We start from the raw sequence: 13758 nt of genomic DNA on the forward strand, positions 1-13758 counted from the left end.
ACCAACACTAGGGTTATAACGCCACATTGTGGCGTTTTTTTTTGGCTGTCATTTAGGAAGGGCAGGGCAGGAAAAATAGAAGCTCAAAGCGAAGCACATAGCCGTCAGTATGCTTTGTTTAGCTGTGGCTCGATCTTTGAATTAGCCTTTTCTAGCCAATTCATACTATTAGAACAATCCTTCTCATGACCAATGATTGTCAATACCTGTTTATAAGCATCATCATTCAACATGAATTTCAAACTATTCAGATAGCCATATAAAGGGTCCCTAACTATCACATCGTCTGCCGTGACTGACTGCGCACATACCTGATAGCGGATATCTATAATGTTTTGAACAACACTCATACAAGCTGGACAGTTTGCTTTGTATTTCTCTAAATCAGAATATCGCTGTCCTTCAATCCCTTCCATTGCAGAATAACTATTACCTAATGCTGGCACTGCAAACAGTGAAGTTATCAGAATGAAAGGTAAGGATATTGTAAGTTTCATTTTTATTCTTAGTTTAGGTTGTTCTGCTGTTCACTTAGTAGTTGCAACTCAGTCCACACCTCAGTTTCCGAGGCTTTTAAAACCTCATCCAACTGATCTGGTGTCGTTGCTTCTAACACGGCTTGTCGGTTCTCACCACTTAACTTACCGGACATGATTTGTACACCTGACATGATCATTGCGTGATATAAGTTCTGGCGTTCCTTTTCATCTGCTGAAAATATGCTATCCAGCATCTCTAAAACCCCGTTATAGCGCATAATTTCGCTTTCACTGCACTGTGACGTATTCATAAGGTGTTTGAGCTCGTGTAGCTTCTCACGGGCTTTAAATAGGGCATAGTTTAGAACTGTTTGATCACGTTTCATTTCTGCCATCACATAATTAGGATTTTGAACGTTACAATTTGAAATTTGGTCTGCCTTAGCCATTCTGCTCTCCTGCATTTGTATTTTTACTATTAGGTAATACTCTAAACACACCTGTCTGGTAATTCATTATTATAGAACAGGAATTATTAGTCGGTTGTAGCCTTGCTTCGATGTAAACAAGTTGTCCTTTCTGACCAAAATTAGCTGCTATTTCTGCTATTTTTCCGTATGCACTAATGTTAAACCAATCTGTTATCGGGTTTCCTTTCGAGTCATGCCGGTTAATTGCAACAGAGAAGTAGGTCATAGCGTCACCGTTAAGCTCTGAATACTTCAGATTATCTTTCGGGGACGAACCTAATCGAGCGATCAGTTGCACCTTGTTAAGTAATTCCATTGTTATGCCTGAATAGCTTCAGTGTTAGATTCGGTTTCGTGCGGTTCGTTCTCATCATCATTAGATGCGGCTGATTCATCATTCGCAAACTTCTGAAGTACATCATTAAGCAGGGTCACAATTGTTACTGGCATTTCTACCGTTACTGTTTCATCATTTTCTTGAATATCAGCAACTTTGTCGTGAATTGTTGTGCGGATTTCACTTAATTGTGAAAACACAGAATGTATTTCTTTTTTTGAAAAAGGTACTTTCTTCACTGAAGGTACAAATTTCCGTGTAACTTTATTTTTGCCGCTGTCAGTCGCCTTCTGCAATCCTGCAATGATCACATCATATGCCTCTTGATTAGTTTCTTCACACTCAAGCAGTATTTCGATAGCTAAATCAGAAGTAATCAGGTTCTTCCTGACAAGATCAGTAATTCGGTAATCTGCTCGGAACAAGCGTAATAATCTGTTGATCGTAACAACACTTGTATTCGTATATCGTGCAATTTCCTTTTTTTCCCATCCCATACTAAGTAAACGATGGAAACCATCAGCTTTTTCTAACGGGGCTAAAGGTTTACCTTCAGAAGATGTCAGCATATTGACGATTTCGAGTTGCTGACTGCCTGAAAACTCCGTGACGTATACGCCCTTAATCGTGCAGCCTTCTTCCATTGCCATGCGTAGAGCACAGTATCTGTGGTGTCCATCAATAATCTGCAAGCGTGGCAAATTATCAACCGTTACTACTTTCACAACGATTGGAGGAACATAAACACCAGTTACATACGAATTTTTGATACGTGCGGCATGTTCAGTATCGATCTCTCTCAGGTTGAACCCTTCCTGTACGTACAGTAACTCTACGTTGACGCGATAAATATCACCACGTGAACACACCTTTTCCTCAAAAGCATCCGACATTTTGCGTAATGTTGAGATGTTGTGTGCTTCAGTATTTTTTTTCAGCGTAGGGTAGGGTAGGTCATTGAGAAGTACCTTGCTCATATCCGAATTGTGTTGACTACCATTCGTAGAAATTGCTGCGTTAGTATTCATAGTCCTCGCCTTGTCATTGTGTAACTAGGTATTATTTTTATTCAACGTAAGGCTATCACACAGGATTTTCTATTTTCCTTAGTTACATAGGGAAAACGGTATCATTTCGATTTATGTTTATTGTTATCAATCGGTTAAGAGATGACAATCATATAGAGTAATACATGATAATATAATTAAATCAATGGCTTGCATTGATAATCATAAATTGATAATGATTGTTTCTTTATCTGAATAATATTTGATTATTTGAATATAATTCTAAACGAAAGGAATTCTCAATGTGAGTATTTTGGCTGATACAATTAGCAGGGTCGTGGTGAATCCTGCTTAATTTGATTAGGGGTATTATCTAAGTATTAATTAATAATGCGTTTATCAATGAATGTGATAAACGAAGCTAATCGGTCTTGATTAGAGTCGCCCCTAAATCTTCACTACGGGAAGATCTGATATTCTCGTAGTGTATGCCGGTGAAAGCATTTCTCGCTTCATGCGCCAGCTTGTATCCATTACCTTTCCAGCGAACCATATTTTGCTAACGCCTCGATTATTTATCTGGTCCAAGGTTTTCATCAATTGTTCACTTCCTTTGTAGGGTTTACTCTCAGAAAATAAATTAAGTTGAGTAACTGATGGATCAGAAAAATCAGTGAGCATGATGCCAGCTTTGTGATATCTAACCCCTGATTTCCAGATTGTCTTTAACAAACGCACTGCGACATTGATAATGTCTCTTGTATCAGCACTTGGATATTCTAACCGTTCAGAACGGTGGTTGTAGTATTGCGTTCCGCTGGCGTAATGGCTGGTTTGGATAAAAACAGAGACAAAGGAACAGACTCGTTTTTCAGCTCGAAGTTTCTCTGCTGCTCTCTCTGAATACTCGCAGATAGCCTGATGCATATGCTCATAGAGCTCAATTTTTTTTCCAAATGAACGTGAACAAATGATTTGCTCTTTAGTTTTTGCTACTTCTTCAAGCTCGATGCAAGATTCACCGTTCAGCTCTCTCACAGTGCGTTCTACAACCACACCGAATGTTTTACGGATCATGGTTGTTTCAGCCCTAGCCAAATCAAGCGCTGTAACTATTCCCATAGCATTTAGCCGGTTACTTATTTTTCTACCCACACCCCATACTTCATTAACAGGCACAAGGGACATGAGCCTTTTCTGACGTGAAGTAGCACTCAAATCGACTACACCGCCTGTTTTGGTCCATGTTTTAGCAGCATGGTTTGCCAGTTTAGCCAGTGTTTTAGTTTGAGCAAAACCAACACCGACAGGTACATGAGCAATCTGCAAAATTCGTTGTTGTATCTTGCGACCGTAATCTTCTAACGGGAAATTTCTAAGCATACCGGTCATATCAAGGAATTGTTCGTCAATACTATATGTTTCTACTCGTGGGGCAAAACCTGATAGTGTGTCCATTACGCGGTTGCTGATGTCAGCATAAAGAGTGTAATTACTACTAAAAACCTGAATGTCATGCTTTTTGACCAGTGACTGAATCTCAAAGTATAGAGCCCCCATTTTGATCCCAAGCAACTTCACTTCCTTGGAACGTGCAATGACACAACCATCATTGTTTGATAAAACAATAACCGGCTTATTGGCAATATCAGGGCGAAAAATCCGCTCACAACTGGCGTAGAAACTGTTTACATCAACTAAGGCAAACATTATCTCGCCTTGTGGATAATGTAAGTCACAGTGCCGAATATACTCAATTCTTCACCCTCACTGATGTATATCGGTGAGTAGTTGCTGTTCATGGGTATAAGGGCAATAACAGGGCTGGTTTGTAGTCGTTTTATCGTAAACTCTCCATCGAGAGAAGCAATGACGATATCTCCATGTTTTGCATCAATCGAACTATCTACTATGACGATATCTCCATCTAGAATCTGTGCGTCCATCATAGAAGTACCAGATACTCGTAAAAAGTATGTGCCTGAAGGGTGCTTGATCAGCAAAGAGTTTAAATCGATACGATCCTCTAAGTAATCACTCGCAGGAGAAGGAAACCCCGCAGGGATCTGCTCTGCGAAAAAAGGTAATGGAAGGGCTTCATCTACGGTACATGGGATTAATTTCATACGAATCTCAATACTGTATAAAAACACAGTATTGTATACATCCGAGTTAGGAAATTGCAAGCTATGTATTAGATATTAAAATGACTGGATAACGGCATTTACTGTTTAGCTGCTCACAAATCACGATATAGATAATTATTGTACTGTAAGCCTATTATTGAACTGAATGCGCGATGGGGGAGAGCACATTTTCCCCCAATCATAATTGAGTCTAAGACGAAACTATGCGAGATGCCCGTTACGATATTTCAGCCAGACTACCAGCGTTTTCATGAGATGATTTCGAGAACGAAAATAGAGGCTATTTCTAATTAACTGATCTGTTTTCTAAACCAAGCCTTGAACTGATTGCGTTTTGAGTGAGTGTACAGGTCGTAATCAATAGGATACTTTTTACGGAACTCGCTGATAGCTCGTTCGCATGTTTTTTTATCTTTTACTTGTTCTGATGAAAAACCTAGTGAAGCAATTTTTTGTGTAATTTGAGGGTCGGTGTGGTGTGGTGGTCTTTTCGGTTGAGCACCGACATCGAGTCCGAAACGAACAAGTTTATCATGAGCCAACTTTTGTACTTCAAAGATATGATCGTTGTTCATAGTATTAACTAGCATATCTATACATTCTGTACACTTATATTTACCAAGTAAGTGAATCGCCAGTAGCCTTTTCTCAAAGGAGTAAACAACACTTATATTTCTTTTAATATCTTTCCATACTTTTTCTGATGGTTCTGACTCACTATATTTCTCTTTTGGCTCCTCAAGAGATAATAAGAAATCCTTAGCGGTAATAGATTCTTTTAATAGCTTTCTTTTAAAACTATTGAAAGCAGTCTTCATGTATTGCAAAGGCTCTGCCATAGGATGTGATTTACCCGGCTTTGTTAATCTCTCATGCTCTTGGTAACGCTTATTAACTCTTTCCCAATCCTTTGGATAGATACGTTTAAACTCAGAAAAGAAGGAATCAAAATCACAATCAACAGCAAGGAGAGACAGCACCGTTGCTATTTTGAATTCTTTTTTTGGTATAACACTGCCTTTTGATACCCGTTGTCTACTCATATTAACCCTCTACATACCAAAGTTGGTTACAAACCCCACTTTTATGTGAGGTTACAATTTGAATTGTATGAAATTTTTGGGGGAAGAGAAAGCTGAAAATAGGGCTTGAATTGCCGATAAACTCTGAGGTGTATACCTTTTTATGAGGTAAGCTCAATGGGATCTAATGAGCATTTTTCGCATCCAGCATCTTGCCAACTACCTCATCTAAAGGAATAGTAACCTTGCCTTTCATAATGATTTTTACATAATTAATAGTGGAAGTTTGAACGACCTGCATGTTTATTTAAACCGTTTAATTTTATTAGTAACGGTAAATAATTCTGGTTCTTCAGATATGCTTTTGCTTTAAGCGCGAGATAGTAACTCTCAATCCCCGCAATCACCACAAACAAAACAGTAGCAGACTCATACCCTATCCCATATGCATAGTTTTTACAGTCGGGCAATATATCGTCACTGTGGCTATGTATTGCGGAATGAGGCTCACCGGTCAAAGTATTGATGATAATAGGCAGGGGGTTTTCGAGTAGTTCAAGCAGATCCGATGGTGACAGTTCATTAATGAATGTTTCATCACCTGCACTAATTTTATCAAATGCCGGTTTCACAGGAACTCCTGAATGGGCTATAAATTCAGAGGCTATGTGCTGTAACAACGCTGTGTTGTTCATCATTTTTTATAGGTCCTCCCATACTGTTTGAAATATTCATTGAGCTCTTTGTCTCGCTCATACGTAGCCGCATCTGCCGCTTGTCTGGCTTCATCAACCTGCTTTCTTTGTAGTTCTTCAGCCAGCTTCAGATAAGATTGAATATTCTCTTGGTTTGGTTCATTTGTTACGAGTTCAAACGCAGCTCTTTCACGTTCCTCCAATGAGCTACACCCCATCAACAAAAACATAGCAATTGAAGCACAAAAGTAAAAACGGGCGGTTGAGAATTCCCGTTGTGTTTTTTTCTTCATCATTTTTCCAACTTAATTATCTGTTGCCCCCTAAACACGCCAAGGAGAGTCGTTTTGTGTTTGTCAGAACGCTCTTGTCTGTCTGCTTCAGCAGTAAACAATGGCAGGGGACTTACTTTAAAATCCTGATCCTGCACTATCAAAAACGGCACAGGAGCGTTTATGCAGCGTTTTTTCCCACTGGCAAAGGTTAGGTTGCAGATCGGCTGCGGCGTAACGCTACGCTTTATTCTGAGCCTATTAGCAGGGCACTCTTGGATTTTATCCATTAAGTCCTGTAACTCAGCGTTGCCTTTTGCTATGTCAGCTATGAGCTGATAAAGCTTAACAGGGTCTGTTTTCTGCATGAGTCCTTTTAAGCCCCACGTATATGAAGCATGAGTGATCACATCGTCAGAGTTAAATACAGGAATGTTCCGGTACAAATGCAGTGTCATTACGTTACTCAGATGTTTACGCAAAATTCTGAAACGCTCAGATTTTGGCAGTGCGACAACCGAGCTTCTGATATTGTTTTTTACGGTATTGATTTTGATTAGATGATCAGCAAGTTCCATAGCCGCAGTTGATAACTGTACATATCCGGCTGTTCGCCTCGCAAACTTTTGTGAGTACAACGGAGAAATGTATAAGTCCTGCCAACATGAGATAACCGATGTATAGGCATGAGGACCCCAATTCACAACCGGCTCAATGCATTTACCGATATCATCACAACCATTTTCTACCGGTGGAATGACACAGGTAAGAGCTGAAATTACCTTTGTATCTCGAAAAAGAGAGTCAAGCTGGTGGAGGTACTTCAGCAATGAACCAATATAGCTATCAAGCATCACATGAAACTCCTGTTCTTAGAAAGAAAGAATCATAACCAAATATGCCAACATACAAATAGGTGTCTAACAAATACAGGAGCAAAACTTACACATCTGCGCCCCTGACTCGCTCTTTTTTCTCTCTTTTTCTCTTTTTTTCTCCCCCTTTTCTCTAGACGCGGCTGTTCAGGGTGGAACGCCCATGTAACTACACCATCTTTTGTATGTTGGCATATTTCATGGCGACTTTTACAAAATGAAATATGACCGCTCATGCTATTATTCTTGTTCTCTGGATTTCTTCAAAAATTTTTTAAAACTGCTATCACTGACCATCAAGCCGTAAGCCGGTAAAGCATCCATAATCGCATTCCAAGACATGCCTGATGATTTCATTTCAAATAAATCATCCTGAATATGGTTCAACATAGCATTTTTTTTATAATTCGGGTTCTGCAAACTGAACTGAGTAATTTTTTCTTGTAATCGTTTATTTTTATACATCATTACTATAATAAACCTATCTGCTTTTCGAGCTCGTCCAGTTCCTTATCGGTAGGCATAGAACTACCCACTTTTTCATTGTGAATAACATAGGATATGCGTAACACAGAAGCCTTGCGTCCTCTACGTGACTCAATCGCAATTGAAACATCCTTGATATTCGTTTGTTCACCCAAACTAACCGCCAGCCGCTTTAAAAACTGACCAAAATACTTATAGCTTTGATAGAGATATTCCTTATTGCCTTTCTTATCTATATTGAACAGCCACATTTCGTCCTTAAGTTCGTCAACTCCAATTGTGAAAGACGTTTTATATTCGGCAATAGTATTACGTTTAGAGTACCGTTTCATAATTAGCTGATATAGATTTGCCAAACTAGCATCCGATAATCTAGCTACATAAAAAAGGTTTTGTGTCGTGAATTTTTTTGATAATTCAAAGAAATAGGGAAATACCCTACGGTTAAAGAATATTTTGCAGTAGCCTTCGTCAAAGTAATATGTAGCACTCGTTGTAATGTTGGTTTTTGAAGCTCGTTTAAAACCTTCCTCACTTAGATCTTCATATATGTGAGAGCTCAACAGAGTATCTACGGCGAGTGGAAGGGATTTATACGCAGTTGAAAGGTCCACGTCACAAATTTCAGCATACTCCTTAGCTTTAACCTCAAAGCATATTTCATCTTCATCAACAGATTCTCTAGGATCAGATATCTGAGCGAGAATAAGAAACAGCACTCTTTTCGCCGGTATAGGTAAGCTGGCGAGAGAAAGATTGAAATCATCAGAATGACGAACATTAGTATAAAGTGTTAAGTTACTGATTTGCTTCTTTTTCATCACAAAAGACTCAATTCCAACATGATAGGTATATATTCTAAAGGTTGTTTTGTCTAAAAGCAAAGTGACCTTTAAAGTAATACGTAGCTGGTGGAGTATTGAACACCAGACGAAAATAGCCTTAACGTTGTGATAATAAATACATAAAGTATGTTACCTCTCACATTAGCAATACTTCCATGACGGCTTATTGCCAAGTCAGTTAACGAAATTTCCATATGACAAACTGCATATGTCACGACCTTTCGTTAACACACTGATAAACAGTAAGTTAATGAAGTCCACCATACTACTCTATACTGCATCAACGACGACCTTTTACCTTAAACAGAAAAGTAACTTTTTTTTATGATCATACTGCACCAATGACGACCTTTAGCATAACCGATTGATATATAAGGATTATATATACATGCTTACACCATTCTATACTGCATTAGCGACGACCTTTAGCCACCAGCAGAAAAATACCTTTTTTTATGACCGTACTGCATCAACGGCGACCTTTAGTGTAACAATATGATATATAAGGATTTATTTTAAGCATTTACACCGTTATATACTGCACAAGTGGCGACCTTTAGCCTTTAATAGAAAAGTACCTTTTTTTATGACTATACTGCACCAACGGCGACCTTTTGTATAACATGTTGATATATATGAATTAAATTATGATAAAAGTATATATTTATACTGCATCAGCGGCGACCTTTAGCCACCAGCAGAAAAATACCTTTTTATTGATTAACTGCATCAACGGCGACCTTTTGCAGCAAATCAAAAATATACTTTTTCGGTAGTGGAATATTACAAAACATTTAAGAAAATCGTACTTATCCACAACAAAATTAGAAAATAAACTAATATTAATTAATAGGATATGATTTTTTGATTAAATAACGAGCCTTGGTTAATAATTAACCGCATATACTTTACAAGTGACGACCTTTCACTGCATCAACGGCGACCTTTCACTGCATCAACGGCGACCTTTCACTGCATCAACGGCGACCTTTTACTGCATCAGCGACGACCTTTCACTGCATCAGTGACGACCTTTAATATCGTAACTAAATGATTATTATGAATATATCCCCATATCTAAGGTTTTAATTTTTTAAGATCTAAAAAGAAAGAAAAGATCTTAATATGCTAAGATGTGCTTCACTGTGGACAATTTTCTTATGCTTTCTAACGCACTCGCTTTGCTCGTTTGTTCAACAGCGACACCGACACGAAAACAAGTTTTCATGTCTCTCGCTGTTCAGAGCTAAAAATGTAAATTCATTTATGATTGAAAAAAAAAGCCCAAACAAATGTTTAGGCTTCTCAGTTAATGAGTGTCGATCAAATACAGACTTTTTAGCGTTACAACAGTACATGCATAACTTATTTTTAACGCTGCGGATAGCTGCTGTACGATGAACACAGCAAGTTCCAAACGTTGGTATTGATCTATACCGTGTTCTAGCGTCTGTCCTGCTTCAGAGATCAAGAAAATCATTCCTGACTTACCATTATCAAAAACAGACAACCCTTTGTTCCTACTATCCCCATGATATCGAGCTTCAAAATTATCAATATACTTCTTTGATAGAAGCACTAATGCAGAGAGCTGAGTCAGTTCTTTTAAGGATAACTGAATAGTCTGTTTTTGCTCCCATCTTGCAGTTCCATCCTTTTCAAGAGGTGCTATCTCGATGTTAATGGTAGGAACGCCAGATCTGGAAACTACCTTTTGAAAGTTAAGACAGGAACGTTTTTTTTCGATTTTCTGCCAATCGGCGAAGAACTTTAAAGTTTCACCATACTCTTGTTCGGACATACACCACCCTTCAATCTGGTAATGAACCTTTCAAATTCTTTGCTGCCTGACTTGGGGGCTCCTTCTCTATTTTTACTTTATCAGTCAGTAACGCCCGTTTTGCCTGACTCAAATTTACTTTATTGTGAGCATGAGTGCCGTCACTATCAACAGTTAGAAAGGAATCTAACATTACTTTGAAGGTATCAGCCTTTGTCCTGTCTGATAGAATTGAAGCCAGCAAAGAAGGCAATCTATCATCAATTTCCCCTAATGCGATCCCTGCCAGTAACGCTGTACGTACTGCTTCAGTTTGAACCGGCGATTCTTCAATCTTTTTAATTGCGAATTTATCAGCCTCGCTGAGTTCGGGACGAAGATACAAAATTATCTTTTTACGCTCTTGTTTCATAACGTTATCCTAATAATTTCAGACCCCGAACCAAAGCAAACTGAGGTTCTTCAGCCACGTAGAAACGTTCTGGTTGGATTGCTATTTTCTTTCTGATTGCATCAGCGGAAAGCGCAGCTCCACCACCAATAACCATGACATGTGTATAGCCCTTAAAGGTGCTGACCGCATCGAGCACACGGGTATTTAGTCGTTCAATACTGCTGTTCATGGCATCTTTCACCATCTGAATATCATCAACGCTGTTGATGTTATCTAACAGATAGTTTTCATCGTGCCGGTTAATAATGAGTTGATCTGCGTTATAGCTGGATGTTTCTGTTGAAGCGTTCGCCAAAGCTCTTTTGACTTCGTTAGTCACCAATGATACGCCAAGCGTAGGATCACCAAAAATGCGTGATACAGACGTCATTTGACCAGAAACCATTGAGATATCAGTTGTGGTGCCTCCAATATCAATAATCAGTACAGAATGATTGGGTCTTAATTCATCACACAAAGATATACCCGCAGGAATTGACTCAGGACGAACGGTTACTTTTTTGATTTTGAAAGGTTCATTTCGGCTTACTTGAACTTCGCGCATTAAGTTATCTTTTTTGCGTTGGATGTTATCCATTCGATATTGCGCATCCTGATCGTAAAATTCTGCCAATGGTAGAGTGACAACGATTTCAACCTCTTGGGGAGGTAAACCGCTAATCTGAAGTGCATGTTGCACTGCAACTGCGTTTAGAGGGCTATACTGCCAAGCTACGTTGTTAGTTGGCAAATTGTCAGGATCAATAATATCGAATGAATACTTCTCGTTATCAACGGTATAGTTGAATGGTTTGCCAGTACCAAAAGCCGTACCCCAACCGCGTTTGAAGCTGTTAGGACTAATTTTAATTACTTCACCTTCCTGATCCTGTTCCCACAGCATTTTTATGTTAGTAGAACCATCATCTATATAAATACGCATTTGAAGCCTCTAATTGTTAATGTGATGCATCTGAGATTTATTTGATGCGATATTGAGTATGTTTGTAATTTTAACAGTGGAACTTGAGTGTCGCAAGAGGTTGATGTGAGATTAATTTGAGAAATATCAGGGTGTAAAAATCATAATGAAAATGAAAATATATCATTTAGATGTTGGTGTGATGCGTAACTGAGGTTTATATGAGGCTTGTACTGTGTGGTGTTACTGTGTGAGGATTAATTGAGGTATATCTGATGTGTGTAGATATACCTCGATACCTTGACTGTGAATGTGTTTCACAAAGGCGGCAATGCTGAGGGGAAAAGTTTTGCGATCAAATCATTAGTATTGTTTATCAAACTTTCACTTTTAAATAATAGATGCATTGTGCCTTTTTTGTACCACTTAACGAAGAAAAATTCAGTTTCAAAATTTTTATTATTAGTTTGCACATTATCAGATATATATAGCCCAACACTATTTTGAAATTCGTGAATAGGTTTTTGTTCAAGAAGGCAAAATATTCTAACTAAGTCATTAACTGTATCAGTCTTATTAAACCTTGTTGAATACTTACCTACTGTAATGGCATTATCTATTATTATTTTTTTTCCAAGACAGCGGGGATTGTTGCTTTTGTAATCCCATGAAACTGATTGCAATACATCCATTAATCCATTCTTGAATGAATCAGCGCGATTAACACTTAAACTTGTAAAAGTGCATGATGCATTTTCGAGGTTAAACACCGGAGATTTCATATTGTAAAGATCGTATTGTAATTTCTCTATTTGTTTATTGCTCATGATTGTTTTGATACCAGATTTATCAATAAACATTTGCCATATCTTTCTGTCTAACCAAAGTTCAAACCGTGTTCTGTCATCATCATCATTAGTATTTCTAGGATATTGTAAATCAATTAAATCGTCCTCTATGCATTGGTGAGGAAAATGATTATTGGTATTGGGGATTGTTTTTATTATTTCGATTGCCTCTGCTGCTTTAGAGAGTGATTCTTTATATAGGCTAATAGCATGTTCTCGGATCGCAATTACTCTGTCTATCTCAATTGATTCGATGATATTAGTATTGGTATTAAGGTTCATTAATAAAATCCAATTAAATTTTTTATATGAAATACGTTATGCGAGAAAAAAATAGAAGTAATACCATATCAAGCAAATACCAATAAATATATATATTTGTCAAAATGGAAACTTCATTGTTTAATTAAAAATGAATTATTATGGTTTAATTTAATCCTGTTAATTTGGTAATCAATTATATAATGAATTGTTGTATTTAAATAAGTAATGGTATTGTATTTATCATTTTTACAAATATATTGCTTTCAGCTTTATACGAATATAGTATTAATTCACAAATCTAATTAATTACACAGCTAATAATAATTAAACGAGGATGAGTCATGAATACCTATAATGTATCGTATAAAGTTAACCTTAATAACAATAACTATGTGCTGGCTTCATTTGATGTACAGGCAAAGTCAGAAAAGGAAGCGCGTAAAATAATAAGTAAGTCGAATATAGGCGTTGAGGAATATACTGTTACTGAGAAAGACTTTTTCTCAGTAACGTGGTGTGCTGAAGATATTCATACAAGTATTGTTTCCGGTTGGGATAGTGAAACAGAATTAGATGAATTTAATAAAACTGATCTTGATGTTTTCTATTTTAATTTAAATGATGATGATAAAAAGGAATTTTGTTTAGATGTTTTGGAGTCACTTAAAAATAACCATGATTGTAATTATGGTATTAATTGGGATGTAATTAAAATATCAGCAGATTCAAGTATGGATATATGGAAAAGATTAATTAATTAAGTTTCAATATTAAATTACAGAAAAATAGTCAGAGCTTATTGTGTCTGGCTATCTTCACCAAAGGGAAAGCCTCTACTTATTCGTAAAATACTGCACAAAATGGCTGAAAAAAGTG

Annotated in this window: 18 protein-coding genes; 1 reads left to right on the plus strand and 17 read right to left on the minus strand. The window is 37.5% G+C overall.

Annotated features, from left to right (window positions below):
• Nucleotides 1-104: 104 nt before the first annotated feature.
• The 17 genes from RB151_RS08295 to RB151_RS08370 form a co-directional block, all read right to left on the minus strand.
• A complete protein-coding gene (locus RB151_RS08295) occupies nucleotides 105-497 on the minus strand; it encodes a hypothetical protein (RefSeq protein ID WP_071547965.1) in 393 nt (130 codons plus the stop codon).
• An 8-nt stretch (nucleotides 498-505) separates the two neighbouring features.
• Nucleotides 506-928 carry a hypothetical protein gene (locus RB151_RS08300; protein ID WP_071547966.1) on the minus strand — a complete coding sequence of 141 codons (423 nt, stop codon included), beginning with the start codon at nucleotides 926-928 and terminating at the stop codon, nucleotides 506-508.
• Complete coding sequence (locus RB151_RS08305) at nucleotides 921-1265, minus strand: single-stranded DNA-binding protein (protein WP_071547967.1); 345 nt, start codon at nucleotides 1263-1265, stop codon at nucleotides 921-923. Before RB151_RS08305 ends, RB151_RS08300 begins: the two co-directional genes overlap by 8 nt.
• 2 nt (nucleotides 1266-1267) lie before the next feature.
• Nucleotides 1268-2314, minus strand: a complete 1047-nt coding sequence (locus RB151_RS08310; RefSeq protein ID WP_071547968.1) for a ParB/RepB/Spo0J family partition protein — start codon at nucleotides 2312-2314, stop codon at nucleotides 1268-1270.
• Nucleotides 2315-2740: 426 nt separating this feature from the next.
• Complete coding sequence (gene umuC, locus RB151_RS08315) at nucleotides 2741-4003, minus strand: translesion error-prone DNA polymerase V subunit UmuC (protein ID WP_071547969.1); 1263 nt, start codon at nucleotides 4001-4003, stop codon at nucleotides 2741-2743.
• Complete coding sequence (umuD, locus tag RB151_RS08320) at nucleotides 4003-4419, minus strand: translesion error-prone DNA polymerase V autoproteolytic subunit (protein WP_048607663.1); 417 nt, start codon at nucleotides 4417-4419, stop codon at nucleotides 4003-4005. Before umuD ends, umuC begins: the two co-directional genes overlap by 1 nt.
• Nucleotides 4420-4730: 311 nt before the next feature.
• Nucleotides 4731-5483, minus strand: coding sequence for a hypothetical protein (locus RB151_RS23520; protein WP_071547970.1), 753 nt, complete (start codon nucleotides 5481-5483; stop codon nucleotides 4731-4733).
• Between the two features lie 251 nt (nucleotides 5484-5734).
• The gene (locus tag RB151_RS08330; RefSeq protein WP_071547971.1) at nucleotides 5735-6160 is read right to left on the minus strand and encodes a hypothetical protein; all 426 of its coding nucleotides are present in this window, start codon (nucleotides 6158-6160) and stop codon (nucleotides 5735-5737) included.
• Nucleotides 6157-6453 (minus strand): hypothetical protein, encoded by a 297-nt coding sequence (locus tag RB151_RS08335; protein WP_145927301.1) that lies wholly within the window; start codon nucleotides 6451-6453, stop codon nucleotides 6157-6159. The genes RB151_RS08330 and RB151_RS08335 overlap by 4 nt, the downstream gene beginning before the upstream one ends.
• Nucleotides 6450-7283 (minus strand): DNA replication terminus site-binding protein, encoded by an 834-nt coding sequence (locus RB151_RS08340; RefSeq protein WP_048609121.1) that lies wholly within the window; start codon nucleotides 7281-7283, stop codon nucleotides 6450-6452. The genes RB151_RS08335 and RB151_RS08340 overlap by 4 nt, the downstream gene beginning before the upstream one ends.
• Nucleotides 7284-7544: 261 nt before the next feature.
• Nucleotides 7545-7694, minus strand: a complete 150-nt coding sequence (locus RB151_RS08345) for a hypothetical protein (RefSeq protein WP_158516017.1) — start codon at nucleotides 7692-7694, stop codon at nucleotides 7545-7547.
• 80 nt (nucleotides 7695-7774) lie between these two features.
• Nucleotides 7775-8611, minus strand: a complete 837-nt coding sequence (locus RB151_RS08350) for a replication initiation protein (protein WP_071547974.1) — start codon at nucleotides 8609-8611, stop codon at nucleotides 7775-7777.
• A 71-nt stretch (nucleotides 8612-8682) separates the two neighbouring features.
• The gene (locus tag RB151_RS24265) at nucleotides 8683-8829 is read right to left on the minus strand and encodes a hypothetical protein (RefSeq protein WP_158516018.1); all 147 of its coding nucleotides are present in this window, start codon (nucleotides 8827-8829) and stop codon (nucleotides 8683-8685) included.
• 1115 nt (nucleotides 8830-9944) lie between these two features.
• Nucleotides 9945-10436 carry a hypothetical protein gene (locus tag RB151_RS08355; protein WP_071547975.1) on the minus strand — a complete coding sequence of 164 codons (492 nt, stop codon included), beginning with the start codon at nucleotides 10434-10436 and terminating at the stop codon, nucleotides 9945-9947.
• A gap of 10 nt (nucleotides 10437-10446) precedes the next feature.
• Nucleotides 10447-10827 (minus strand): plasmid partitioning/stability family protein, encoded by a 381-nt coding sequence (locus RB151_RS08360; RefSeq protein WP_071547976.1) that lies wholly within the window; start codon nucleotides 10825-10827, stop codon nucleotides 10447-10449.
• Between the two features lie 4 nt (nucleotides 10828-10831).
• The gene (gene parM / locus RB151_RS08365; protein ID WP_071547977.1) at nucleotides 10832-11791 is read right to left on the minus strand and encodes a plasmid segregation protein ParM domain-containing protein; all 960 of its coding nucleotides are present in this window, start codon (nucleotides 11789-11791) and stop codon (nucleotides 10832-10834) included.
• Nucleotides 11792-12087: 296 nt separating this feature from the next.
• Nucleotides 12088-12900 (minus strand): DUF4942 domain-containing protein, encoded by an 813-nt coding sequence (locus RB151_RS08370; protein WP_048609135.1) that lies wholly within the window; start codon nucleotides 12898-12900, stop codon nucleotides 12088-12090.
• Nucleotides 12901-13223: 323 nt separating this feature from the next.
• Between RB151_RS08370 and RB151_RS08375 the strand changes: the two genes are divergently transcribed.
• Nucleotides 13224-13643 carry a hypothetical protein gene (locus RB151_RS08375; protein ID WP_071547978.1) on the plus strand — a complete coding sequence of 140 codons (420 nt, stop codon included), beginning with the start codon at nucleotides 13224-13226 and terminating at the stop codon, nucleotides 13641-13643.
• Nucleotides 13644-13758 lie beyond the last annotated feature (115 nt).

Source organism: Providencia rettgeri, assembly GCF_001874625.1.
Classification (GTDB): domain Bacteria; phylum Pseudomonadota; class Gammaproteobacteria; order Enterobacterales; family Enterobacteriaceae; genus Providencia; species Providencia huashanensis.

Bases quoted from the DNA above. Each gene is read 5' to 3' on its own strand.
- RB151_RS08295 (WP_071547965.1), bottom strand. From the start codon at position 497: ATGAAACTTACAATATCCTTACCTTTCATTCTGATAACTTCACTGTTT.
- RB151_RS08300 (WP_071547966.1), bottom strand. From the start codon at position 928: ATGGCTAAGGCAGACCAAATTTCAAATTGTAACGTTCAAAATCCTAAT.
- RB151_RS08305 (WP_071547967.1), bottom strand. From the start codon at position 1,265: ATGGAATTACTTAACAAGGTGCAACTGATCGCTCGATTAGGTTCGTCC.
- RB151_RS08310 (WP_071547968.1), bottom strand. From the start codon at position 2,314: ATGAATACTAACGCAGCAATTTCTACGAATGGTAGTCAACACAATTCG.
- umuC (WP_071547969.1), bottom strand. From the start codon at position 4,003: ATGTTTGCCTTAGTTGATGTAAACAGTTTCTACGCCAGTTGTGAGCGG.
- umuD (WP_048607663.1), bottom strand. From the start codon at position 4,419: ATGAAATTAATCCCATGTACCGTAGATGAAGCCCTTCCATTACCTTTT.
- RB151_RS23520 (WP_071547970.1), bottom strand. From the start codon at position 5,483: ATGAGTAGACAACGGGTATCAAAAGGCAGTGTTATACCAAAAAAAGAA.
- RB151_RS08330 (WP_071547971.1), bottom strand. From the start codon at position 6,160: ATGATGAACAACACAGCGTTGTTACAGCACATAGCCTCTGAATTTATA.
- RB151_RS08335 (WP_145927301.1), bottom strand. From the start codon at position 6,453: ATGATGAAGAAAAAAACACAACGGGAATTCTCAACCGCCCGTTTTTAC.
- RB151_RS08340 (WP_048609121.1), bottom strand. From the start codon at position 7,283: ATGCTTGATAGCTATATTGGTTCATTGCTGAAGTACCTCCACCAGCTT.
- RB151_RS08345 (WP_158516017.1), bottom strand. From the start codon at position 7,694: ATGTTGAACCATATTCAGGATGATTTATTTGAAATGAAATCATCAGGC.
- RB151_RS08350 (WP_071547974.1), bottom strand. From the start codon at position 8,611: ATGAAAAAGAAGCAAATCAGTAACTTAACACTTTATACTAATGTTCGT.
- RB151_RS24265 (WP_158516018.1), bottom strand. From the start codon at position 8,829: ATGGAAATTTCGTTAACTGACTTGGCAATAAGCCGTCATGGAAGTATT.
- RB151_RS08355 (WP_071547975.1), bottom strand. From the start codon at position 10,436: ATGTCCGAACAAGAGTATGGTGAAACTTTAAAGTTCTTCGCCGATTGG.
- RB151_RS08360 (WP_071547976.1), bottom strand. From the start codon at position 10,827: ATGAAACAAGAGCGTAAAAAGATAATTTTGTATCTTCGTCCCGAACTC.
- parM (WP_071547977.1), bottom strand. From the start codon at position 11,791: ATGCGTATTTATATAGATGATGGTTCTACTAACATAAAAATGCTGTGG.
- RB151_RS08370 (WP_048609135.1), bottom strand. From the start codon at position 12,900: ATGAACCTTAATACCAATACTAATATCATCGAATCAATTGAGATAGAC.
- RB151_RS08375 (WP_071547978.1), top strand. From the start codon at position 13,224: ATGAATACCTATAATGTATCGTATAAAGTTAACCTTAATAACAATAAC.